This window comes from Desulfosporosinus sp. FKB (genome assembly GCF_002196705.1).
GTDB lineage: Bacteria > Bacillota > Desulfitobacteriia > Desulfitobacteriales > Desulfitobacteriaceae > Desulfosporosinus.
This window is the reverse complement of record NZ_NADJ01000015.1, coordinates 46,832-69,695: the sequence shown is the minus strand read 5'-3', so window position 1 is coordinate 69,695 and position 22,864 is coordinate 46,832. Positions and strand designations below refer to the sequence as shown.

Genomic DNA, 22,864 nt, shown 5'->3' with positions numbered 1-22,864 from the left:
TCTTTTGCCAGTTATAGAACAGAGGTGACGAACGGTGATAGGCGAGAAGAAATGGAGCCCAAATAAAATTTGGGCTTTAGGCATGATTTGTTTCATGTTTGGTCTTACAATGATAATCATGCTCCTAGGTGATCAAAGCATCTCTTTAGTATCCTTTTTCTTCCTCATCACAGCTCTAGTTGCTCTGTATTTCCCGTGGGAATTTTTATTAATTCAGATCATTCTCGCCTCTGGCTTAACATTTCTTATTTTATATGAGCATACACACCGTCTAACACTGCTGCAATGGCTCCTCTATACATTTGTTTATCTCTTTATAGGTATTGCTGTTAATCGAGAGATCGATGCAATTCGTCAAATTCAGCGACACGAAACAGAAATGTCAGCATTATCCGATATCTCGACCTCTTTAACAAAAACTCTTGATTTGTGTGACTTAACGAATCAAGTGGTTGATCAAATCTTTTCTTTGTTTCAGGCAGACGGCTGTACAATTTACTTAATGGAAGATGAAGAAAAATCGCTGCGGGTAATTAGTGCCCGTGAGAGTCAAAGTGATCCCGATATACTAACCAGTATTCTCAATAACCATCCTCGAGTGGGATTTGGTTTGGTAGGTTGGATAGCAGCGACAGGTGAAGCAGTCCTTTCCGGAGATGCTGAACACGATCCAAGGGCTATACACATTCCAGGTACTCCCTATGATGACGAATCCGTCATGGGAATTCCGCTTAAATTAGAAGGAGAAACCTTTGGAGTCCTTTGGATCTATACGCTGAGTTTAAATGCCTTTAGCAAAGATGATCTTCAATTAGCCCAGATCTTTGCCAACCAAGTGAGTGTCGCCTTAGCGAACGCCCGCTTATATGAACATGTTCGTTGTCTGTCAGAGACGGACAGCTTAACAGGTCTTTTGAATTCCCGTTCTCTTACTGATTTAACAGAACGCGCTATCAATCATGCCCAGACCACTAAGGGAAAAGTTTCGCTTCTTTTTATTGATTGTGACAACTTTAAAGGAATTAACGACCATTTTGGACATCCCGTCGGGGATCAATATTTGCGTTTCTTTGCTAAACTCTTACTGGAAACTGTAAGAGAAGGGGATGCTGTGGTGCGGTATGCAGGCGATGAATTTGTCATTCTCTTGCCTAAGACACCTCTCGAGGCAGCAGTCAGTATTGCTGAAAGGTTGCTTGAAACGACGCGCGTCAGAATTATGGAAAATAATCCTTTGCTGCAAACCACAATTTCGGTGGGACTGGCTGTTTATCCGCTGCACGCCATGACAGCGGAAGAACTCATCAAACATGCCGACGATGCTCTCTATTGTTCAAAACGCAATGGCAAAAACCAATTATCAATCTATGATCCAAAGTCCAAAGGTATTTCTAATTTGAGTTCCTAACTGCTCACTTTAGTTCTGAATTACGTTCCGAATTACGTTCTGTATCAAATTTTTTCAGTTCACTTAAGGTGACGATTCGATAACCTTCCCTTTGAAGAGAATCAATAATTAATCCCAGGGCTTTAACAGTCTGAGTTCGATGATAACCGCCATCGTGCATAAGTATAATTGCTCCCGGGAAAACGTTATCCATGACGTTTTTAACGATCTGATTAACTCCGGGATTGCGCCAGTCTTTACTATCGACACTCCAGAGAGCAACGACATGTCCATTCTTTTTAATGCTTTCCAACTGCGCCTTCGTTAGAAAACCTCCAGGCGGGCGATAAAAATAAGTATGGATACCCGTTGCCGCATAAACCTCATCGTCGGTTTGACTGATCTCTTTCAATAGGCGTTGTTGTTTATAATCATGGTCATAACTGTGATTTCCAATTTCATGTCCTTCGTTAGCTAAACGCTTTAATAACCTTGGATTGTCCTTAACAGCTTGCCCTAAAACAAAAAATGTTGCTCTAACTTCTTTTTCCTTAAGTATTTCCAAGACTTTCGGCGTGTCAATGGGGTCAGGACCGTCGTCAAAGGTTAAGGCAACTACTTTTTCCTGGGTATGAGCCATATAATAGGTTCCAGGTGTTCGTACTAAAGAAGGGGCCGTTAAGGAAAACGCTGTTGCGAAGGTAATAACTCCCAAAATAGCGATAAAAGAGCAAACCACAATTAGTCTTCGTCGAGTTAATACCAAAAAAACCACTGCTTACACCCCCAATTGCTTTTATTATCCTATGGGTAAATATCTTGAACCATGCCTACTCTTTCCAAATCTTATCCTCATACCTGCTCTCTCCGAGCACATGATCATATTCGATTTCGCAGCAAAGGCAGCAGAAAACCGGTTATCCGTTGTTCTGTTGCCTTTGCTGCGAAACTTTTTATAGGAACATTCTGATGTCGTTGACACGTGCTATAATTTAGATAATCTATTATGCAGTATGCTTCTAAGGCACAAAGTATTGGATTGCCAAAACAGCAACTTGATTTACCAAGGAAGAGGAAGTGATAACATGGGAATAAGAATCGGAGTTGACGGCGGAGGCAGTAAGACAGAAGTTGTAGCACTTGATTCAACCGGAAAGGTACTTTGTTCTCAGCTCAATCCTTCAAGTAACTATCATGTCGTCGGCAGGATGCAAGCTGTAAACAATATCGTAAACGGAATTCGCGATACTCTGAAAGAGGACTCTTTAGAGGGTGTCGGAATTAGTCTTGCTGGTATTGACACCATAGAGGACTGGAATATTATGGCGAATGGCTTAAGAGCTGAATTGCTAAGTTTAGGGAAAGAGCTCGGATTATCTTTCCGGGATATTCCTATTGTTATGGAGAATGACGCTTTTGGTGCCTTAATGTCTGTACGAGGGAAATTTTCCGGAAATGTTCTGGCTGTTGGAACCGGAACTGTGGCCCTCGGAGTTGATGACGAGGGAAAGGTCTTTCGCGTTGGAGGTTGGGGGCATCTAATCGGTGACCAGGGCAGCGGCTACGATATAGGCTGCAAGGCACTTGCGGCTATGGTTGCATCCTGTGATGGCTACGGACCTAAAAGCATTTTAGAATCAATAGTAACAAATCATTTGAAGCTAAAACAGGTGCGTGAAATCGTTGACTGGCTGAATCAAGCTGAACGCACAAATAAAGATATTGCTGGCTTAGTTCCCATAGTTGTAGAGGCAGCTCGTAACCAGGATGCTGTCGCTCAAACTATATTTGCTCAAGCCGGAAGAGATTTAGGGCTCGTTACAAGAGCACTGCTCCGGAAAACTGGAGGTATTGATCTGGGGCTTGTCGGAGGAATTATCCATATTTGGAAGTTCATTGAGCCAACCTTCTTAATGACAGTTCATGAAGAGTTTTCCAACCTGCGATTGCTTCAACCTTCTTATCAGCCATCTGTTGGTGCAGCTCTGTTAAGTAAGATTTCTCAAGTACGGCATATAGAGATTTGACAGATTTAGTTATTCAAATTTAGTCATGTTTATAATTGGAAAGGAGCAATTAATTTGAGCCTCCGATTGGTAATTGGCCGAGCAGGCAGTGGCAAAAGTACTCTTTGCTTAGAGGAAATCCGCCGAGAACTTCGGAACCAACCTTGGGGAAATCCAATAATTCTGCTTGTTCCCGAACAGGCGAGCTATCAGATGGAAGTGGCCCTGGCCAATACGCCGGATTTGGGAGGAAGCCTGCGGGCTCAGGTCTTAAGTTTTCGGCGCATGGGCTGGCGAGTTTTTTCGGAAACCGGAGGAGGACAGAAGATACTGATTGGGGCTACAGGCAAACGAATGCTTTTGCGACGAATTCTTTTAAAGCATCGTCTGGAACTTAAAGCCTTTGCCCGTTCGGCAACTCGGCCTGGAATGGCAGACCTTCTGTCACAAACCATCGGGGAATTTAAAACCTATCGAATTACCCCTTATGATTTGCGTTATGTTAAAAGCAATCAGGAGATATTGGAAAATAAGCTCCATGATTTAGCCTTAATCTATGAAGAATTTCAAGTATCTCTTGGACAAGATATAAGGGATCCTGACGATGAGCTTTCCCTTCTAGCCGCCAAGATTCCCATGGCCCCTCTTGCTCAGGGAGCCCAAGTTTGGATCGACGGTTTCACTGGCTTTACCCCTCAGGAGCTTGAGGTTTTAAAGCACCTCCTCATGACGTCCGCAGACGTTGTGATTACAATTCCGCTTGACCCGGACATCATCGCTAAAGAGAGGGATCGGGAAGAAAGCGCTTTAAAAATAGGAGAAGAGTTTTTTACAGGCCCCTGGCAAACTTATCAAGCATTGCAGCGATTGGCCCTGGAAACTGGAGTTCAAGTTCTGCCTCCGACAATTCTTAAAACGGCAAAACGCTTTAAACATCCTTGGCTTGATTATTTAGAGAAGAATTATTCTACCTATCCTACGATTCCTTATAAGGGAACACACGCTTCCGCTACGGATTTACCCGGAATTCAAATAATTTCTGCAGTCAATCGGCGGGCAGAAGTTGAAGGGATTGCCAGAGAATTACGACGTCACGCCCGAGATGAAGGAATGTTCTGGAAAGACATGTCCGTTATGACACGTGATCTTCCGGGGTATCAGGAGATAATCTCTCAAGTCTTTACCTCCTACGAGATTCCCCTTTATATTGATCATAAACACACTATCCTTCATCACCCTTTCATTGAATTAGTTCTTTCGATCCTTGAAGTGGTTTCCAGTAATTGGGCGTACGAACCACTCTTTCGCTGTTTGAAGACTGACTTTTTCCCGCTGCAAAGAGACGATATCGATCGTTTGGAAAACTATGTTCTCGAGCAGGGGATACACGGAGAACGTTGGAGAAACAATATCCCCTGGCGGTATCATCGCCAATGGTCACTAGGCGAGAATGAAGAACAACTTGATCGTGAACAAAAATTCGAAGCTCAGTTAAATACCTGCAGATCAATTATCTATGAGCACATCATTCCAATATTCAATACCCTCGATTCAATAAAGAAAAAAGAAGACTTAACAGTTCGGGGGATTACAGAAGCACTGTTTTCATTTTTAGAGAACCTCAACGTCCCCTTAACCTTAAAGAGGTGGGCGGAAAAATCTCTAGGCGAAGGAAAACTGAGTGAAGCCAGGCTTCAAGATCAGCTCTGGGACGCTGTTATCCAAGTTTTCGATGAAATTGTCTCCGGTTTAGGAGACGAAACCTTGGAACTTGAGGAATATCTTTTAATTCTTACCTCAGGAATCGAAGCCCTGGAACTCGGACAGATTCCCCCGGGAATTGATCAAGTCCTCGTGGGTTCCTTAGACCGTTCGCGCAATCCTGAGGTGCGAATTCAATTCATCTTGGGAGCCAATGAAGGAGTTCTTCCGGCCAGACCTGCCTCTGAAGGAGTTCTCGATGCGGAGGAACGAGAACAATTAGAAAAAGAGGGGATTTCTCTCGCGCCAAAAGGGAAAGCTCAAATCTACGAGGAACAATTTTTTATTTACACTGCTTTTACAAGAGCGAGGGAAAAGTTAGTGGTCTCATATCCTCTAACAGATGAAGAGGGGAAAGCACTGACAGTTTCCTCTATTATCCTGCGCCTCAAACATCTTTTTCCGATTTCTGAGAACTTTTTAGGCAATCAGGAAGCCTTAGAATTAATTACTCAAGGGAACTCAACCCTTCAATATTATGCTGATCAGTTACGACATCTGCAGCAGGGAGAGCCTCTGTCATCCCTTTGGAAAGCTGCTGAGAGATGGCTGGGCCAAGATCCTAAACACCAGCGGAAGCTAAATTATATTCAGTCCAGCCTTACCGCCAAAAACCAAGAACAACGAATTCCTCGTTTACTTGCTCGCCGCCTCTATGGCAAGCAGTTAAAGGCAAGTGTTTCCCGGTTGGAACAATTCTCCAAATGTCCCTTTGGACATTTTGCCCATTATGGACTAAAGCTGCGTGAACGAGCGACGTATCAACTTTCCCGGCCGGATATGGGAGAATTTTTTCACACTCTTTTACGGGATTTTGCCCAAAAACTCCAGGAAAGAGATTTGGATTGGGGAAAATTGACAAAGGAAGAGTCCTGGGCGCTTGTCACGGAATGTGCTGATCAACTGGCACCTCAATTACAGCACGAAATTCTCCTAAGTAGTGCTCGCTATCGCTACATTACTCACAAGCTCAAACGCACAGTTCATCATGCCGTTCGAGTACTGGGAGAGCATGCGCGGCAAGGCGTATTCCTTCCCATCCAATTGGAAGTCAAATTCGGTCCCAATGAAACACTTCCCGGAATTGAGGTTCCTTTATCCGAAGGAGATTCCTTAGTTTTAACGGGACAAATTGATCGGGTTGACGCTGCCTTTTTGCAAGGTCAAGTTTATTTGAGAATCCTTGATTATAAATCCCGCGAACAGACCTTGGCTCTGGATACCATTTACTACGGCCTTAATCTTCAATTGCTCACGTATCTAAGCGTCGCTCTTCAGGGAGCAGAGGTTTTATTAAATACCGTTAACGCGTCACCATTGCCTGCCGGTATTCTCTATTTTCCTGTGCTTGAACCGCAACTAGACGAGAAAGCTCCCCTCAGTGCGGAGGAAGCTGAAGAGAGAAGACTAAAAGCCGTCAAAGTCAGCGGTTATTTATTAGCGGATCCTCAGGTTCTGGAAGCGATGGACTCCTCCTTTGCCTCCGGACAATCCGAATTACTGGGCCTTAAATTAAATAAAGACGGTTCCTTTAGGAAAGGAGCCAATGTTCTCACCGAAAACCAATTTGCCATACTTCAACATTATCTTTATCAAGCCCTTCGTCAAAGGGGAGAGGACATTCTTGCCGGCGAAATTTCCTTAAACCCTTATCGACGAGGCAAAAGCACCGCTTGTCAATATTGCTCCTATCGCCCCGTATGTCACTTCGATCCTTTCCTTCCGGAAAATCAATATCGGGAGCTGAGCCCACTAGACCAAGAAGATCTATGGAATCGTCTGAAAAGTATTGGCTCTCCCGAGGAAAATAATCACATGTCAACAAAAGGAGAATTACATTGGTTGGAAGGAGGAGATCATGATGAGTAAGCCTTCATGGACTGCAGAACAACATACGGCGATTAATTTACGCGGTCAACTCTTGGTGGCTGCCGCTGCCGGTTCCGGTAAAACAGCTGTGTTAGTAGAACGAATCATTAAACAAATTACAGATTTAGACAACCCGGTCGATGTAGATCGTTTTCTAGTCGTTACCTTTACCAAAGCGGCAGCTAATGAAATGCGGGAGAGAATCGGCAAAGCTATCGACGAGGCCTTGTTTCAGGAGGATGACCTCCGGCAAGTTGAACACCTGCTCCAGCAGCGTGCGCTGCTTCAGAAAGCAAATATTACAACACTGCATTCCTTTTGCTTAGAGTTAATTAGAAAATATTTTTACCAATTAGATCTTGATCCAGCTTTTCGAGTTGCTGACGAAGCAGAAATAACCCTCCTCCGCCAAGATGTCATTGAAGATCTCTTTGAAGCTTGGTATAACAAAGAAGACTCTGACTTTAGCGCACTTATTGATGCCTTAGGTTCTGATCGAGATGATCTGGCAGTTATGGAACAAATACTGCGTATTTTCGATTTTGCCCAAAGTCAGCCGAGCCCCTTGCATTGGCTTAATTCTCTTGATCAAGCCTATCTCTGGAATAATCTCGAAATAATGATGGAGAGCGAGTGGGGACAAATTATTCGCCAAGGACTTCTTAACTCCCTTCAGGAAGCCTTAAGCAATCTAAAAAGCGCTGAGCAAATTGCTCAAAAACCTGAAGGTCCGGTCCAATATGCGGAAACATTACAAGATGACATCAATCGCTTGGATATTTTGCAAAAGCTTGTAAGTGCCAATTCATGGACACAGATCGAAATCCAAGTTCAAGAATCCCTTAAATTTCCTAAACTAACGGCTGCTCGTTCAAAAGGGGATAAGCAATTGCAGGAAGAATGCAAAAAGCTTCGGGATGAGGCCAAGAAAAAGTTAACAACACTTCGGAGCGAACTTTTTTCATATCCCCATGAACGCCAATTAGAAGCTTTAAAACCTATGGCAAAAATGGCTCAGACTATAAGCTGTTTAGTCTTGGAATTTTCCCGCAGCTTTGCGGATGCCAAAAGGCAGCGCAACATTTTGGATTTCTCCGACCTTGAGCATTTTGCACTTGGCTTGCTTGAAGAAGAAGAAAAAGAAACTGTTATTGCCTTGGGACTTCAGGATTATTTCCATGAAGTTTTAGTGGATGAATACCAAGACATTAACCCTGTTCAGGAACAAATTTTAAAAAGTGTCTCCCGCCAGGATTGTTCTCCCAACCTTTTTATGGTTGGGGATGTAAAACAGAGTATTTATCGTTTTCGCATGGCCGACCCCAGTTTATTTCTAACTAAGTATGCGAACTTACCCCATTGGAATCCGGAATTAAACGTTGATACAGCATCTCCTGTCAAAATGGTGATTGATTTAAACCGCAATTTTAGAAGCCGTCAAGAAATTGTCGATGGCGTGAACTTTCTATTTCGTCAAATTATGACAAAAAGTTCCGGTGAAATCACTTATGACGATCAAGCAGCTTTACGGTTTGGTGCCTCTTTTGTCAAAGGACAAGATACAATCCCCACTGCAGAAGGGCCAATTGAAGTTCATCTTATCGATTTAAAGAGCATTAAAGACTCTTGGTCGACAGAAACTTCCTCTTCGGAACCAAGTTCAAGCCCCGAGGAATTGACAAATCAAGAATCTTCTACGGAAGAATTTGATAAGGCTAGAATTGAAGCGCACTTTGTCGGCGAGCGAATTCAAAGTATGGTGCAAAGTTCTGAGTTTCAAATTTTTGATAAACATCTGGGCAATTTCCGGCCCGTTCAATATTCCGACATTGTAGTCTTAATGCGTTCCTACTCAGCGGTCGCTCCCATAGTCGTGGAGGAATTTCAAAAGGCGGATATTCCGGTTTATGCTGAGACGTCGACCGGTTACTTTGCAGCACATGAAGTGGAAATTATCTTGTCTCTGCTTAAAGTTATCGATAACCCTCACCTGGATATCCCTTTGGCAGCAGTTCTGCGTTCGCCTCTTGTCGGCCTTAACGGGCTTGAACTTGGCAAATTGCGGATGATCCTTCCGGAAGGGGACTTTTATGAAGCTTTGGCACTGGCTGCCTGGTCGAGTTTTAGCGAGGAAACTCTTTCTGAAGATAACTTGACCATGTTTACCCGGATTCTGAATCTGTATAACGATACTATAGTGCTGCGCAAAGAAAAAGCCCGAGACATACTTGCCTCAGCTCCGGGGTTAAAGGAGAAAGCATCTGATTTCTGGACAAACCTCCAAGACTGGCGTACTCAGTCCCGCCGTTTGTCGCTGGCCGAATTTCTGTGGTCACTTTATGAAGAAACCGGGTATTTGGCTTATGTGGGAACATTGTCCGGAGGAGTTCAGCGTCAAGCCAACCTTCGGGTACTCTATGACCGGGCTAAACGCTTTGAGGCTACACGCTACCGGGGCTTATTCCGCTTTCTTAGATTTTTAGAAAGATTTCAGGATCAGGGCCATGACATGGGGAATGCCCGTGCCTTAGGTGAGAATGAAAATGTTGTTCGCTTAATCACGGTCCATGCCAGTAAAGGACTGGAATTTTCAGTAGTCTTTGTCGTCGGCTTAGGAAGAAGCTTTAATTCACGAAGTCTGAAAGGAAAGCTGCTTCTGCACGCCCAATTAGGCCTGGGCATGCCAATCATTGACGTTGAAAATAACGTTCGTTACCCCTCGTTGATCCAATATGCTGTTCAGCAGCGGCTAACTCAAGAGTCCTTAGCCGAAGAACTGCGTATTCTCTATGTTGCTCTTACTCGGGCCAAAGAACGTTTATTTCTATACGGGAATGTAGAAAACTTAGATAATAGTCTACTAAAGTGGCAGCGAATTTCTGACTGGCAAGAGATCCCTCTGCCCGATGATCAACTTAGAAATGCTAAATCCTTTCTCGATTGGATTGTTCCGGCTTTAGTCCGTCATCCTTCACTTAGTCTTGGAAAAAACCAGGAACAATCGGTTTTAACTATTCCTGAAGCAAACTCATCTTGGGACATCGTCTATCATCACAGCCTGGAAGCGGAACAAGAAATTAGCCGCCAAGAAGTACTTATGCTTTCCCAAGAAGCAGAAAGACAGGATCAAGATTGCCTTGGACAAACCATTGAAGAAGCTAGCGAGATATCTGATGAGATTATGTCCGTTGAACAATGGTATACAGAGGTCAGTCGCCGCTTAAGCTGGAAATATCCCCATCCCGTAAGCCAGGTTGCTAAAACCAGCGTTTCGGAGTTGAAACGTCAGCATAATTGGTATGCAGATGACGAGACCTCTCAACATCAAAGCCTTCAGACAAGGGAAAGTCAGATTCTCAGGCCCAAATTTCTGCAGTCGTCTCACTCCTTTACAGCTGCAGAACGAGGAACTGCTCTGCATACCGTAATGCAGCATTTGCCCTTTAAGGATTGGAGTTCAGCCTGGCTGAAGCTGGAAGCAGAGGAACAAACAATCCAGATCAAGGAATTGCTTAATCGACTGGAAGAGCAGGAGATTATCACTACAGAACAAAAGAATACGATTGAGCCTCTGAAAATCCTTCAGCTGCTCCATACTTCCCTCGGGTTACGTCTTTTCAGTTCTGATCAAGTCCTTAAGGAACTTCCTTTTACCCTGACTTTTCCACCTCAGAAACAAGCTCAAACGAATATCCTGGTTCAAGGAGTCATAGATGTAGTCATGATCACTAAGAAGGAACAGGGGATCAGGGCGGAAATTCTAGACTACAAAACAGATTCTCTAAGAGAGGAAGGGAAGGACCCGGAACAACTTCTCAGGGATCGCTATGCCCTTCAGCTGACACTTTATGCTTTGGCCATCGAAAGGCTTATGGGCATAGAGGTTATTCAGTGTTCCCTTTATTCCTTTTCCTTAGGAAGAGAAATCATTATCCCCAATTCACGCCGCTTAGAAATACAGCAATCACTGGAAAATCAACTATTCTTATGACACTAGCCAAATATTCTTATTGAATAATTAAATTCTTCTATAATATTTTGGCATTTTAAGAAAGGAATTTTAAATTTTTTGGCGAATTTAAATAACATTGTTCCTTGTGATTGTCGTAACTATTGCAAGTAAGTATGAGAAAGAGGTGTTATAATGAGTCAAAATAAAGTCGGTGCCGTGATGATCGTAGGCGCTGGGATCGCAGGTATTCAATCTGCACTTGATTTGGCAGAGTCTGGATATCTGGTTCATTTGGTAGAAGAATCGTCAGCCATTGGCGGAACTATGCCAATGTTAGATAAGACATTCCCTACAAATGATTGTTCCATGTGTATTTTGTCTCCTAAATTAGTTGAATGCGGTCGCCATCTTAACATTCGCATTTATACCAATTCCCAGGTGATTAAAACCGAGGGAGAAGCAGGGAACTTTAAAGTTACCATTAAACAACAACCACGTTTTGTCGATGTTGATAAATGCACAGGCTGCGGATCCTGCGCAGAAGTATGCCCCGTAAAAGTTGATGATGAATTTAATCAAGGCATCGGAAAACGCAAGGCGATCTTTAAACAGTATTCACAAGCCTTTCCAAATGCCTATGCCATTGATCCTCAGAAATGTCTCTTTCAAACTATGGGAAAAGCCAAGGGCAAAGACATTTGTAAAAAGTGTCTCAAAGCCTGTCAGGCGGGTGCCATTAATCACGATATGGAAGCCAAAGAAATCGAACTTGAAGTTGGTTCAGTGATTCTGAATCCCGGCTTTAAAGTATTCGATGCTTCTTCTCTAGAATATTATGGGTATGGCAAAATTAAAAGTGTCGTTACCAGCTTGGAATTCGAGCGCCTCTTAAGTGCCTCCGGACCCTTTGACGGTCATTTAGTTCGACCTTTTGATCAAAAAGAACCGCAAAGGATTGCTTGGATTCAGTGTGTAGGTTCCAGAAACGCCAAGGTCAATAAAAATTATTGCTCCGGCGTCTGCTGTATGTATGCTATCAAAGAAGCGGTTATCGCCAAGGAACACAGTCATATTCCTGTTGACACCACAATTTTCTTTATGGATATGAGAACGCCGGGCAAAGATTTTGAAAAGTACTATAACAATGCTAAGGATAAACAAGGCGTACGTTTTATCCGTTCCCGGATTTATGAAGTCACTGAGGCTGAAGACGGTTCAGGTGATTCCATCATTCGCTACTCCAATGAAGACGGTCAAATTTCCACAGAACAATTCGATCTCGTCGTTCTTTCTGTTGGCCTGGAACCAGGAGAAAGTTCCAAAGCTTTGGCCCAAACCTTAGATTTAAAAGTCAACAAGTTTGGCTTTGCCGAACTGGAACCTCTCACAGGTGTTAATACTTCCCGAGAAGGTATCTTTGCTGCGGGGGCTTTCAGCGGTCCGCGTGATATTCCAGAAACAGTAATGCAGGCTAGTGCTGCTGCTGGGGCAGCTTCTGCCTTATTGTCCCAAGAGCGCGGAACTCTCGTCAGTGAAAAAGAATATCCTGCTGAGAAAGAAGTCGCCGGAGACGTTATCCGGACAGGAGTTTTTATCTGCCATTGCGGAGTAAACATTGGCAGTGTTGTTAATGTGCCGGAAGTTGTAGAGTATGCCAAAACTCTGCCAACAGTTGTCATGGCAACTGAGAAAATTTACGCATGTTCACAAGATGCTCAAGCTTCTATGAAGGAATTAATTGAGGAATACAAACTCAATAGAATTGTCGTTTCTTCCTGCAGTCCACGGACTCACGAACCATTATTCCAAGAAACGCTCAAAGAAGCCGGCTTAAACGCCCATTTATTTGATATGGCCAATATCCGTGACCAATGTTCCTGGGTCCACATGAATGAACCTGAAAAGGCTACCGAAAAGGCGAAAGACCTGACCCGTCTGGCTATCGTCCGTGCTTCAATGCAGCAGCCTGTTCAACCGGTGTTTATGGAAATGAATCACGATGCTTTAGTCGTCGGAGGCGGAGTTGCCGGAATGACCAGCGCTTTATCTTTAGCTGATCAAGGGTTTGTTGTACATTTGGTTGAAAAAGCTCCCGAACTCGGCGGTATTGCTAAACGCTTCTCCACCGGATTCCGTGGGGAAGATATCAAAGCATTCCTGGCGGGGCTGATCGAACGTGTCAGCAGTCACCCGAAAATCACGCTGCATGTCGGCAAAGAAATCCAAGACGTTGGAGGTTTCCTCGGGAACTTTACCACAACTCTGAACGACGGGGAACAAATTCGTCATGGCGTTGCTGTCATAGCGATCGGCGGCCAAGAATACCAGCCGAAGGAATATCTCTACGGTCAAGATCCTCGTGTCATGACCCAAATTCAAATGGATGAAGCGCTGGTTCGGCATGATGATCTCGTAACTAAGGCCCAAAATTTTGTATTCATCCAGTGCGTCGGCTCTCGCTGTGAGGAAAGCCCTTATTGCAGCCGAACTTGCTGCACCAAATCCGTTAAACTGGCTTTAAAAGTCAAAGCCAAAAACCCAACAGCTAATGTCTTCGTTCTTTATCGGGATATGAGGACTTACAGCTATTTTGAAGAAGACTACGAACTGGCTCGCAGAAGCGGGATACTCTTCGTCCGTTATAGTGAAAACGACAAACCCGTTGTTAACAAAGAAGGGGCAACCCTTGTCGTGACGGTTAAGGATCATGTTCTCGATCGCCCCATCGAAATCGAAGCAGATGTCATTTGCCTGGCGGCTGCCATTAAAGCGCCCGAAGATGGCAAAAAACTTTCCAAGTGGTTCAAAGTGCCTCTTAATAACGAAGGCTTCTTCTTAGAAGCACATATGAAATTAAGACCTGTTGACTTTAGTACTGACGGTGTCTTTATGGCCGGTATTGCTCATAGCCCAAAAAATATGGAAGAGGTCATCTCCCAGGCTAAAGCGGCTGCGGGACGTGCCGGTGTGGCATTATCCAAGGAACAGGTTGAGTCCGCAGGTTTGACAGCCTTCGTTAATAAACGCAAGTGCACTGCTTGTGGAACATGTGAAGCCGTATGTTCAGCTAAGGCTGTATCCGTTGATTTAGAAAACCGTGTTGCCGTAGTAAACGATGCACTGTGTAAAGGCTGTGGAGCATGTGCCTCCAGCTGTCGCTGCGGTGCCATCAATCTTAGAGGATGTACTAATGAGCAAATCGTAGAAATGTTAAACTTCTTCTAAAATTGAACTGCGTTAATAAGGCTAAGGAAAGGTAGATGTTTATGGAAGACCGTCAAGTGAACGTATCTGATACGGATAATAAAGCATACCAGCCTAAGATTGCCGCCTTTTTATGCAACTGGTGCAGTTACGCCGGCGCCGATCTTGCCGGTGTCAGCCGCTTTCAATATCCTGCGACAATCAGGACCATCCGCGTCCCATGTTCTGGGAGAATTAACCCCTTATATCTCTTAAAAGCCATGGCTAACGGAGCCGATGGTGTCCTTGTTTCCGGATGTCACCCTGGTGACTGTCACTATATCAGTGGGAATTACGTTGCCCGCCGAAAATTTGCCTTAATTAAGTCGCTTTTAAAACATGTTGGCTTAGAAGAAGACCGGGTTAGTTTCTCCTGGGTATCAGCTGCAGAAGGAGTTCGTTTTTCTGAAGTAGTTAAAGGAGTTACGGAGCGTGTTGCTGCACTGGGACCCAATAACAGTGTATTTAAAGTAAAGGACGGGGGTGGAACGGATGAGTAGTGTAGTTGAAGAAATCCGAGAAACGGCCCGCCAATTACTGGCCGACGGAAAAGTAGACGTTGTCATTGGATATGAAAAAGGTACTTTGCCGCTGAAAGCAACACCTTGCTTTGTGCGGACAGCGCAGAATGTCGACAAACTCATTTGGGATGAAACCTGTGAAAACAATTTAGCAGCCTTTTCTTATAAGATTCCCGGCAAGAAGGCCATTATCACTAAAGGCTGTGACAGCAGAGCTTTAGTTGTACTCCTGCAGGAAAACCAATTAGTCAAAGATGATTTATACATCATCGGAGTTTCCTGTCAAGGGGTTGTCGATAAGAGAAAGATTGAAAATGAACTTGGAGAAATTATTGAAGCTACCATTACCGACGGAAAAATTTCAGTCAAAGGTATGTCGGGAAGCGGCGAGTTTACCTTTGCTGAAGTAAAGGATGCTACATGCCAAACTTGCCGTTATCCTAATCCGGTCATTGAAGACATTCACCTCGGGGGAACTGTGGAAGTTCCTGAGGAAGCAGTCTTGTTTGCCGATGTTTTGGAGATGGAAGCGAAATCCGATAGTGAACGTGAGGCTTACTTTGGCGAACAAATGGATAAATGCATTCGCTGCTATTCCTGCCGCAATGCCTGCCCGCTCTGTTATTGTCAGGAATGTTTCGTCGATTGCAATACTCCTCGTTGGTTAACAGGCGGAGTCAACCGTGCCGAGAATCTGTTTTTCCAAGCAGGACGTGTTCTCCATCTTGCCGGCCGCTGTGTTGATTGCGGCACATGCAGCAGAGCTTGTCCCCAAGGAGTCGACATTCGTGCTCTGAATCGCAAGATGAGCCGCGATGTGCTGGAAATGTACCAGCATGAATCCGGGATCAGCGAAGATGTTAAACCAGCTCTTAATGTATACAGCGGGGATGACCCCGAAGCGTTTTTGGTAAAGGAGTGAGGTGAAGACATGAAGATAAGTAAAGAAAAATTTGGCCAATCCATCGATGCTTTGTCCTCAGACTACAGACTCATTGCTCCGGTCAGTGAAGCGGGCGGAGTGAACTACAAAGCAGTCAAGAACTTTTCAGATGTTAAACAAGATTATCTCAATTCCAAACTTCCTCCTAAATCGTTCTTCTTTCCTCAGCATGAAAAACTCTTATCCTATGTCAAAAACGGTAAGGATGTCACTGTTAAAAACGAACTGCAAGCCGAGAAAACGATCCTCTTTGGAGTAAGGCCCTGTGACTCAAAAGGGCTGCTCCTGCTGGACAAGGTTTTCAAAAATGATCAATATCAAGATCCCTACTACTATGAGCGACGCAAGAACACCGTGGTAATAGGTATGGCATGCAAAACGATTGCTCCAACCTGTTTCTGTTCTTCAATGGGCCTATCGCCTGCCAGCAGCGAAGGTGCAGACATTTTTCTCATAGATTTGGGAGACTCCTATGAGCTCGAAATCATTACGGAAAAAGGTAAGGCTTTATTGGGAGATTTAGGCCTTTCCGAATTATCGGCTCAGGAACAAGCATTGGTGGACGCTGTTAAAAGCGCTCAAACTACGAGTCAAGTCGATGTTTCCACAATTACGGAAAAACTGGACAAAATGTTTGACAACCCTTATTGGGAAAACTTGCAAGAGAAGTGCTTAGGCTGCAATACCTGTTCCTTCTCCTGCCCGACCTGCCACTGCTTCGATATTTCTGAAGAAGTGCGCCAAAATTCCGGAAGCCGCGTAAGAACATGGGATGCTTGCATGGCGCCGCTCTTTACTCTGCACGGATCTGGTCATAATCCTCGAAGTACTCAAAAAGCCCGCTGGCGCCAACGGATGATGCACAAATTCAACTATTTTGTGCATAACAACGGGGACATCGCCTGTGTTGGCTGCGGCCGCTGTATTCGCAGCTGTCCTGTCAACATGGATATGCGTCAGGTCATTGATGGCGTAAACAAAGCAGAATTGGTGGTGGAATAATGGAACAGAATCCTTATCTTCCGATAACTATGAGGCTCGCTAAAAATTTAGTTGAGACCGAAGATAGAAATATTAATACCTTTACCCTGGAATTTCTTAATAAACAAGATGAGGAAAACTTCAAATATATGCCCGGCCAGTTTGCCGAGCTCAGTGCTTTTGGCTATGGAGAAGCTCCCTTTGGCATAGCAACTTCTCCCACCGAACCTGGCATTCTGAAATTTTCCGTTGCTAAAGTTGGTTGTGTCTCCAATGCCCTTCACTTGATGGAAGAAGGGACCATGGTAGGCGTCAGAGGACCGATGGGCAACTATTATCCTGTGGAAGAGTTCAAAGGGAAAAATCTTGTGATTATCGGCGGCGGTTTTGCCTTTACAACCCTTCGTGCCCTGGCTGTATATATGTTAGATCCGGCCCACCGCGGCGACTACGGGGATATAACGGTTATTTACGGAGCAAGAAACCCCGGCTTATTGCTCTATAAAGAAGAATTAGCTGCCTGGGAAAATAATCCTAACATCAATCTTGTCACCACCATTGACCGGCCGGCTGAAGGATGGACAAAGCATGTTGGCTTTATCCCATCTATCACTGAGCAGGTAGCTCCATCGTCAGTTAATACCTATGCCGTAGTATGCGGACCGCCGGCAATGATTAAATTCACCTTGCCTGTCCTGGAAAAATTGAATTTCCCGCCTGAACGTATTTATACCTCATTAGAAATGCGCATGAAATGCGGGCTGGGAATTTGCGGCCGCTGCAATATCGGCACTGAATACGTCTGTAAAGACGGACCCGTCTTTTCAATGGCTCAGTTAAAAGATCTTCCTAGTGAATATTAATAATAGGCCGGAGGTGAATTAATCGTGGGAGAACCTATTAGAGTTAAAAGCTTAGATCCTACGTTACGTGATGAGATCGCCGGGATCTTGAAAAAATACGATTTCTCAAACTGCCTTACCTGTGGTATGTGTACAGCAGGCTGTATTTACAGTGATTTGCATGAGGATCAAGATCCACGCAAATTTATCCGTAAAGTAGCACTCGGTATGCGTGAAGAAGCTGAGAATGATCCATTTGTTTGGAATTGCACTATGTGTGAACGGTGCACCGTTGAATGTCCCATGGGAGTCAACATCGCAGCGATTACGAGAGCGTTTCGCGGCAAGACACCGGTTCCGCCTGGACATTTACAAGTTATCGCTGACGACCATATTCGTACAGGAAATCAAATGGGTGTCGAACAAATCGATTACATTGAGACCTTAGAGTGGATTGAAGAATTACTTCAAGCACAGCTTAAGGATCCGAGTTACAAAATTCCTCTTGATAAACCCAATGCAGACTTTATGTTCTGTTTTAATGCCCGTGAAATTAAACACTACCCTGCCGATTTACAAACCATTTTGCACGTTTTCCATGCAGCTAAGGCGAACTATACCATTAGCACCAAACGCTGGGATGCTACCAACATTTGTTTGTTTACCGGTAAAGATGATGAATTCTGTGAAATATCACGCCCGCTTTTTGAAGAAGCACAAAGGTTAAACCCTAAAGAAATTATCGTAACGGAATGCGGCCATGCTTTCCGGTCAACAAGACAGTTTGCGCGCAACTACTGGGATGGGAAACCAATTCCGGTACGGCATATTGTTGAAATATATGCCGATTGGATTAAAGAAGGCAAACTAAAACTCGATAAAACGAAAAACACGGTTCCCGTAACCATGCATGATCCATGTAATACGGTTCGTAAAGAAGGCGTCTATGAACCCCAACGTTATGTTATAAAGAATGCTGTTATGGATTATCGCGAAATGAATCCCGAAGGCAAATACAACATCTGTTGCGGAGCCGGCGGAGGAGCCTTAGCTGTAGCAGCAACGAAGCAAATGCGGATGATTAAGGCCAAGCCGAAAGTTGATCAATTAGTGGCTACCGGGGCAAAGATCGGGTGTATCCCTTGTCACAACTGTATTGACCAATTTAATGATATGAATAAATTTTATAAACTTGGAATGAAAATGGAACACCTTAGTGCTTTGGTCGAAAACGCTTTAGTTGAAGACATTCCAGAAGACGCACCTGAAGAAACTTCAAACTAATGGGACATTAACTCAACTGCTTCTTTAAATCGTGCCTGAAAGAGCCCGTCGGACAACACAAAGTCCGACGGGACTTTAATTCTATTACATAATACAATATTTACTTAATTGTCTGTCTTTGAACAAAAATGAAACAGCTAGCAGGAAATATGCGATTTAAGGAGAAATTATAGCAATTAGTATTTATATATTATAGACAGCAGGAAATACTAAAATGATGGGATAAAAAGAAAGAAGGGGTCAGATCATGCGAAATAAGGAAATGTTGCTCATTCCCGGGCCGACACCCGTAGTGGATGAAATTTATGATGCACTTTCCAGTGAAACCTACGCTCACACGGATCCACGCTTTGTCAAAGTATTCAAGAATAGCTTAGAACAAACGAAAAAGCTCTTTAACACGGATGGAGAAGTATTTGTTGTTGCCGGTTCGGGAACCCTTGCTATGGAGATGGCCATTATTAATACCGTTGCTCCCGGCGAAAAATTGCTGGTAATCAGTCACGGCTATTTTGGCGACCGTTTCATTCCTTTAGCTAAGGCTTTTGGTATCCAAGTAGAGACGATTCAAGCTGAATGGGGGCAACATGTCCATAAAGAGGTTGTTGAAGATAAATTAGCCTCTGGAGACTTTAAAGCTGTAACCGTGACTCACGTTGATACCTCGACTGGTATAATGGCCATTCTGGATGAGTTGGTTCCAGTTGTTAAGAAGTCCGGTGCACTTTTTATCCTCGATGGAGTCTGTGCTGCTGCTGCAATTGAAGAAGATATGCAAAAAACCTACGGTGATCCCTCATATACTATTGATGTTGTCTTAACCGGATCACAAAAAGCAATCGGTGTTCCGCCCGGTCTTGCCATCGTTGCTTTTGGGCCAAGAGCTCTAGCAGCACGTGAAGCAATAACTGAAGTTCATGGATACTATACTGACATCAAAAATTGGCTTCCTATTATGAAAGACCCCGGCAAATATTATGCTACCCCACCTGTCAACATGATTTATGCCTTTAACAAAGGGATGGAACTTGTTATGGCTGAAGGATTAAGCGAACGCTACCAGCGTCATGCTGCCTTAGGGAAAGCTGTAAGAGCCGGTTTAATGACTTATGGAATGAAACCTTTGGCTCCTGAGGCTATTGCGGCTCCAACGTTAAGCTGTGTCCTTTATCCTGAAGGCGTTAACGATGTGGAATTTCGTAAACGGCTGGCTGAGAGAGGTATGGTAATTGCGGGGGCGTTGGCTTCATTAGCAGGGAAGGCCTTTCGCATCGGTCATATGGGAAATGCCACGGAAGACATGTTTGTGAAAGCCTTACAAATCGTAGGGGAAACTCTCAAAGAAATGGGACATGAAGCGAATATTGAAAAGGCAGTTACTGAATTCACTAAAATTTATCATGCACGCTAAGGAACAATAGGGATTTTTAATTGCATCTTAAAAAGATTAAATGTTACTTTAAATTTTGCAATTATTATTTACTTTATTGGTATTTCTTTTTTGTTTTTGCTAACAATATTTTCATAATTTTGATGATTGGGGTTGTACGACTGAAAAATCAGTATGGTACAACCCCTTATTTTATTGAATACATAATACATCGTTTAAAATTATTTACATTTGGCCAATTTTTTAATTTAATTATAATAATACGTTTAATTCTACTTAAGATTGGATGGGATAATATGGCTGTTGAAATAAAACTTCCTCCTGTATTGGAAATTATACGTGGCAATATCGTTAAAAACGGTAATCCCTTAGCACTAAAGGGTTCTGAAGTTGCTGCCTGGGCTAAAGACCTTAAGCTGTCCAGCCAAGGAGATCTACTGTTTTATACAGGCGGAGAATATCAGCTGCTGCCTTATATTGATTCTTTGGTGAGTACAATGACGGTGATGGACCAAGGAAGCAAAGTTTTTTCGTTCATGATGGGAGCTCGTAATCTTATTAATAAAACAGGAATCAACGCTGAAAAAATTTATGCCTCTGTGCTGGCCAAGGACCGGGAACGTTTCAACTCAATCTCGTATAAAGCTGCAGTTATTCTGCAAAAGTTGGGTTACGACTTGTGTTATTCAGGTGACAAGGAATTATACAGCGGCGCTTTACTGACTGAATTAGGCTTTAATATTGATATGCAAACTTATGCTCATAAAGTTTCTAAAGTCTTCAGAGAGAGTAAGGCTAAAACAATTGTCTGTTTATCACCTCATGCTGCCGAAGTGCTTAAATTTGTCTATCCTAAACTCGTTCAAGATTTTAACTATACCATCAAAACGTTTGTCGAACTAATTTGGGAAAAAAGGAGCAATCTACCTCAGATATCGCTTAACAAAACGGTTGTCATCCACGATTCTTGTCGTTTAGCTCGTGAAATGGAAATTACTGAAGAACTTCGGGATATTTTAAACAGTATGGGAGTGTCCTTCCAAGAAGCCTCCAGCAATCGACAATGGACTACATGCTGCGGCGGCCCCAACAAACTTCTTTATCCTGAACTTTCCCATACTATCGCAGCACGGAGAATTAATGAGCTTAAAGAAACCGATGCTGATATTATCTTAACATCCTGCCCCTATTGCCTTGCTGCTTTACTCGGTGGACAAACGAAAGACGATAATACAATTATTGAAGATCTGATTGAATATCTCTATAGGGGGTTTGAAGCTTAATGACTGATTTACAAAAAGAATTTAACAGTTACAGCAAAGATATCACCATGGCAAGTAAGGATGAAAATATAGAAAAGGCCATCTCACGAGCAGTTAAGTCTTATCGGCAAACGACCGCCGAATCCTTAGAGCGCTTTCCACATACACCGGAATTAGCTGCTGAAGTTCGTGAGATCAAAAAAACTTCAATTGCCAATCAACAAGCGTTGCTTAAACAGGCTATGGAATCCGTAGAACGCAACAAAGGAAAAGCTTTCTATGCCAAAGACAAACAAGAAGCTCTCATATTAGCAGCTAAAATTATTGGCACGGGAAAAACCATCGTTAAAGGGAAAAGTATGTTGGGTGAAGAACTTTCTCTGCGCGAATATCTTCAGGAACAGGGAAATGATGTATGGGAAACAGATTTAGGGGAATTTATCTTACAACTTAATAAAGAACGGCCTATGCACATTCTGTCACCTTCAATTCATGTGCCTAGGGAACGAGTAGCCGAGATCTTCACCAAGTTTTTCGCCAAAGAGGTTCCTCCTGATATTGCTCAAGAAGTTGCTGCAGTACGCGATTTCATGAGAGAAAAGTATTTTAATGCTGATGTAGGAATAAGCGGCGCCAATGTTGTAGCAGCAGATACTGGAGCAATGGTGATCATTGAAAATGAAGGCAACGTTCGTCTGGCAACCGGTGCTCCTCCCGTTCATATCGTAATGGTGGGCATTGAAAAAATTGTTCCGACCTTTCAAGAGGCTATGAAAGTAACGGAAGTTACCTGGAGATATGCGCAATATGGCGTCCCCGGTTATGTGAATATCATCAGCGGGCCAAGTAAAACAGGCGACATTGAAAAGGTTACCACTTATGGGGCTCATGGGCCAAAAGAATTCTATGTTATCTTTGTCGATAACGGACGGAGCACTATGGCCAAACAAGATGACTATAAAGCAGCTCTTCATTGTCTTCGCTGCGGGGGATGCATGTATGAATGTCCCGTTTTCCAAATTACTGCCGGCCATTTCGGACATATCTATATGAGTGGAATTGGAGCTGTCTGGACAGCTTTTGTGGCCGGCGGTATGGAGAAGGCCGCTCCTCTCGTATTTACCTGTTTGCGCTGCGGACGCTGTGTCGAACGTTGTCCGATGCAAATTAATGTTCCTTCAATGGTTCAAAAATTAAGAGAGAAAATAGTCAATGGTTAGGATTTAAGATTTTAGACGAAAATATCTGGTTATATTATGATTTCCCAGCAGACATAAAAGATTAGTATTATTATTCAATTAGAAGCAGCTCAGGTTTTTTAGCTTGAGTTGCTTTTTCTTATTCTTATTCTATCTTTTGAAACAACTTTCGGGAGAAGTATTCATGGAATAATATACCATATAACCGTGAATAAAGGGGGTGA

At 43.5% G+C, this 22,864-nt stretch carries 14 protein-coding genes; 13 read left to right on the top strand and 1 reads right to left on the bottom strand.

Going from position 1 to position 22,864, the window contains the following annotated elements:
* Positions 1-34 precede the first annotated feature (34 nt).
* Positions 35-1,408, top strand: a complete 1,374-nt coding sequence (locus B5Y67_RS04995; protein ID WP_242975865.1) for a sensor domain-containing diguanylate cyclase — start codon at positions 35-37, stop codon at positions 1,406-1,408.
* Positions 1,409-1,412: 4 nt separating this feature from the next.
* On the opposite strand, the gene B5Y67_RS04990 is transcribed toward B5Y67_RS04995, so the two are convergent.
* Positions 1,413-2,162, bottom strand: a complete 750-nt coding sequence (locus B5Y67_RS04990; RefSeq protein WP_088225431.1) for a polysaccharide deacetylase family protein — start codon at positions 2,160-2,162, stop codon at positions 1,413-1,415.
* A gap of 310 nt (positions 2,163-2,472) precedes the next feature.
* Between B5Y67_RS04990 and B5Y67_RS04985 the strand changes: the two genes are divergently transcribed.
* From B5Y67_RS04985 to B5Y67_RS04930, 12 genes are all read left to right on the top strand, one after another.
* Positions 2,473-3,414, top strand: coding sequence for a BadF/BadG/BcrA/BcrD ATPase family protein (locus B5Y67_RS04985; protein ID WP_170932591.1), 942 nt, complete (start codon positions 2,473-2,475; stop codon positions 3,412-3,414).
* A 54-nt stretch (positions 3,415-3,468) separates the two neighbouring features.
* Positions 3,469-7,023, top strand: coding sequence for a helicase-exonuclease AddAB subunit AddB (gene addB, locus B5Y67_RS04980; protein ID WP_088225429.1), 3,555 nt, complete (start codon positions 3,469-3,471; stop codon positions 7,021-7,023).
* The gene (addA, locus tag B5Y67_RS04975; RefSeq protein ID WP_088225428.1) at positions 7,016-11,014 is read left to right on the top strand and encodes a helicase-exonuclease AddAB subunit AddA; all 3,999 of its coding nucleotides are present in this window, start codon (positions 7,016-7,018) and stop codon (positions 11,012-11,014) included. Before addB ends, addA begins: the two co-directional genes overlap by 8 nt.
* A 153-nt stretch (positions 11,015-11,167) precedes the next feature.
* Positions 11,168-14,200 (top strand): FAD-dependent oxidoreductase, encoded by a 3,033-nt coding sequence (locus tag B5Y67_RS04970; protein WP_088225427.1) that lies wholly within the window; start codon positions 11,168-11,170, stop codon positions 14,198-14,200.
* A 41-nt stretch (positions 14,201-14,241) separates the two neighbouring features.
* Positions 14,242-14,718: a hydrogenase iron-sulfur subunit gene (locus B5Y67_RS04965; RefSeq protein WP_088225511.1), complete on the top strand. Its 477-nt coding sequence runs from the start codon at positions 14,242-14,244 to the stop codon at positions 14,716-14,718.
* A complete protein-coding gene (locus B5Y67_RS04960) occupies positions 14,711-15,661 on the top strand; it encodes a 4Fe-4S ferredoxin (RefSeq protein ID WP_088225426.1) in 951 nt (316 codons plus the stop codon). Before B5Y67_RS04965 ends, B5Y67_RS04960 begins: the two co-directional genes overlap by 8 nt.
* Positions 15,662-15,670: 9 nt before the next feature.
* Positions 15,671-16,684 carry a 4Fe-4S dicluster domain-containing protein gene (locus B5Y67_RS04955; RefSeq protein ID WP_088225425.1) on the top strand — a complete coding sequence of 338 codons (1,014 nt, stop codon included), beginning with the start codon at positions 15,671-15,673 and terminating at the stop codon, positions 16,682-16,684.
* On the top strand, positions 16,684-17,526 hold the full coding sequence (locus tag B5Y67_RS04950; RefSeq protein WP_088225424.1) for an FAD/NAD(P)-binding protein: 843 nt from the start codon (positions 16,684-16,686) through the stop codon (positions 17,524-17,526). Before B5Y67_RS04955 ends, B5Y67_RS04950 begins: the two co-directional genes overlap by 1 nt.
* Before the next feature lie 24 nt (positions 17,527-17,550).
* Positions 17,551-18,789 carry a (Fe-S)-binding protein gene (locus B5Y67_RS04945; RefSeq protein WP_088225423.1) on the top strand — a complete coding sequence of 413 codons (1,239 nt, stop codon included), beginning with the start codon at positions 17,551-17,553 and terminating at the stop codon, positions 18,787-18,789.
* Between the two features lie 247 nt (positions 18,790-19,036).
* A complete protein-coding gene (locus B5Y67_RS04940; protein ID WP_088225422.1) occupies positions 19,037-20,200 on the top strand; it encodes an alanine--glyoxylate aminotransferase family protein in 1,164 nt (387 codons plus the stop codon).
* Between the two features lie 275 nt (positions 20,201-20,475).
* Positions 20,476-21,462, top strand: coding sequence for a (Fe-S)-binding protein (locus tag B5Y67_RS04935; protein ID WP_088225510.1), 987 nt, complete (start codon positions 20,476-20,478; stop codon positions 21,460-21,462).
* Entirely contained in the window at positions 21,462-22,661 is a 1,200-nt protein-coding gene (locus tag B5Y67_RS04930; RefSeq protein WP_088225421.1) for a lactate utilization protein B, read from the top strand. The genes B5Y67_RS04935 and B5Y67_RS04930 overlap by 1 nt, the downstream gene beginning before the upstream one ends.
* Positions 22,662-22,864 lie beyond the last annotated feature (203 nt).

Bases quoted from the DNA above. Each gene is read 5' to 3' on its own strand.
- addA (WP_088225428.1), top strand. From the start codon at position 7,016: ATGAGTAAGCCTTCATGGACTGCAGAACAACATACGGCGATTAATTTA.
- B5Y67_RS04930 (WP_088225421.1), top strand. From the start codon at position 21,462: ATGACTGATTTACAAAAAGAATTTAACAGTTACAGCAAAGATATCACC.
- B5Y67_RS04935 (WP_088225510.1), top strand. From the start codon at position 20,476: ATGGCTGTTGAAATAAAACTTCCTCCTGTATTGGAAATTATACGTGGC.
- B5Y67_RS04940 (WP_088225422.1), top strand. From the start codon at position 19,037: ATGCGAAATAAGGAAATGTTGCTCATTCCCGGGCCGACACCCGTAGTG.
- B5Y67_RS04985 (WP_170932591.1), top strand. From the start codon at position 2,473: ATGGGAATAAGAATCGGAGTTGACGGCGGAGGCAGTAAGACAGAAGTT.
- B5Y67_RS04965 (WP_088225511.1), top strand. From the start codon at position 14,242: ATGGAAGACCGTCAAGTGAACGTATCTGATACGGATAATAAAGCATAC.
- B5Y67_RS04950 (WP_088225424.1), top strand. From the start codon at position 16,684: ATGGAACAGAATCCTTATCTTCCGATAACTATGAGGCTCGCTAAAAAT.
- B5Y67_RS04960 (WP_088225426.1), top strand. From the start codon at position 14,711: ATGAGTAGTGTAGTTGAAGAAATCCGAGAAACGGCCCGCCAATTACTG.
- B5Y67_RS04955 (WP_088225425.1), top strand. From the start codon at position 15,671: ATGAAGATAAGTAAAGAAAAATTTGGCCAATCCATCGATGCTTTGTCC.
- B5Y67_RS04970 (WP_088225427.1), top strand. From the start codon at position 11,168: ATGAGTCAAAATAAAGTCGGTGCCGTGATGATCGTAGGCGCTGGGATC.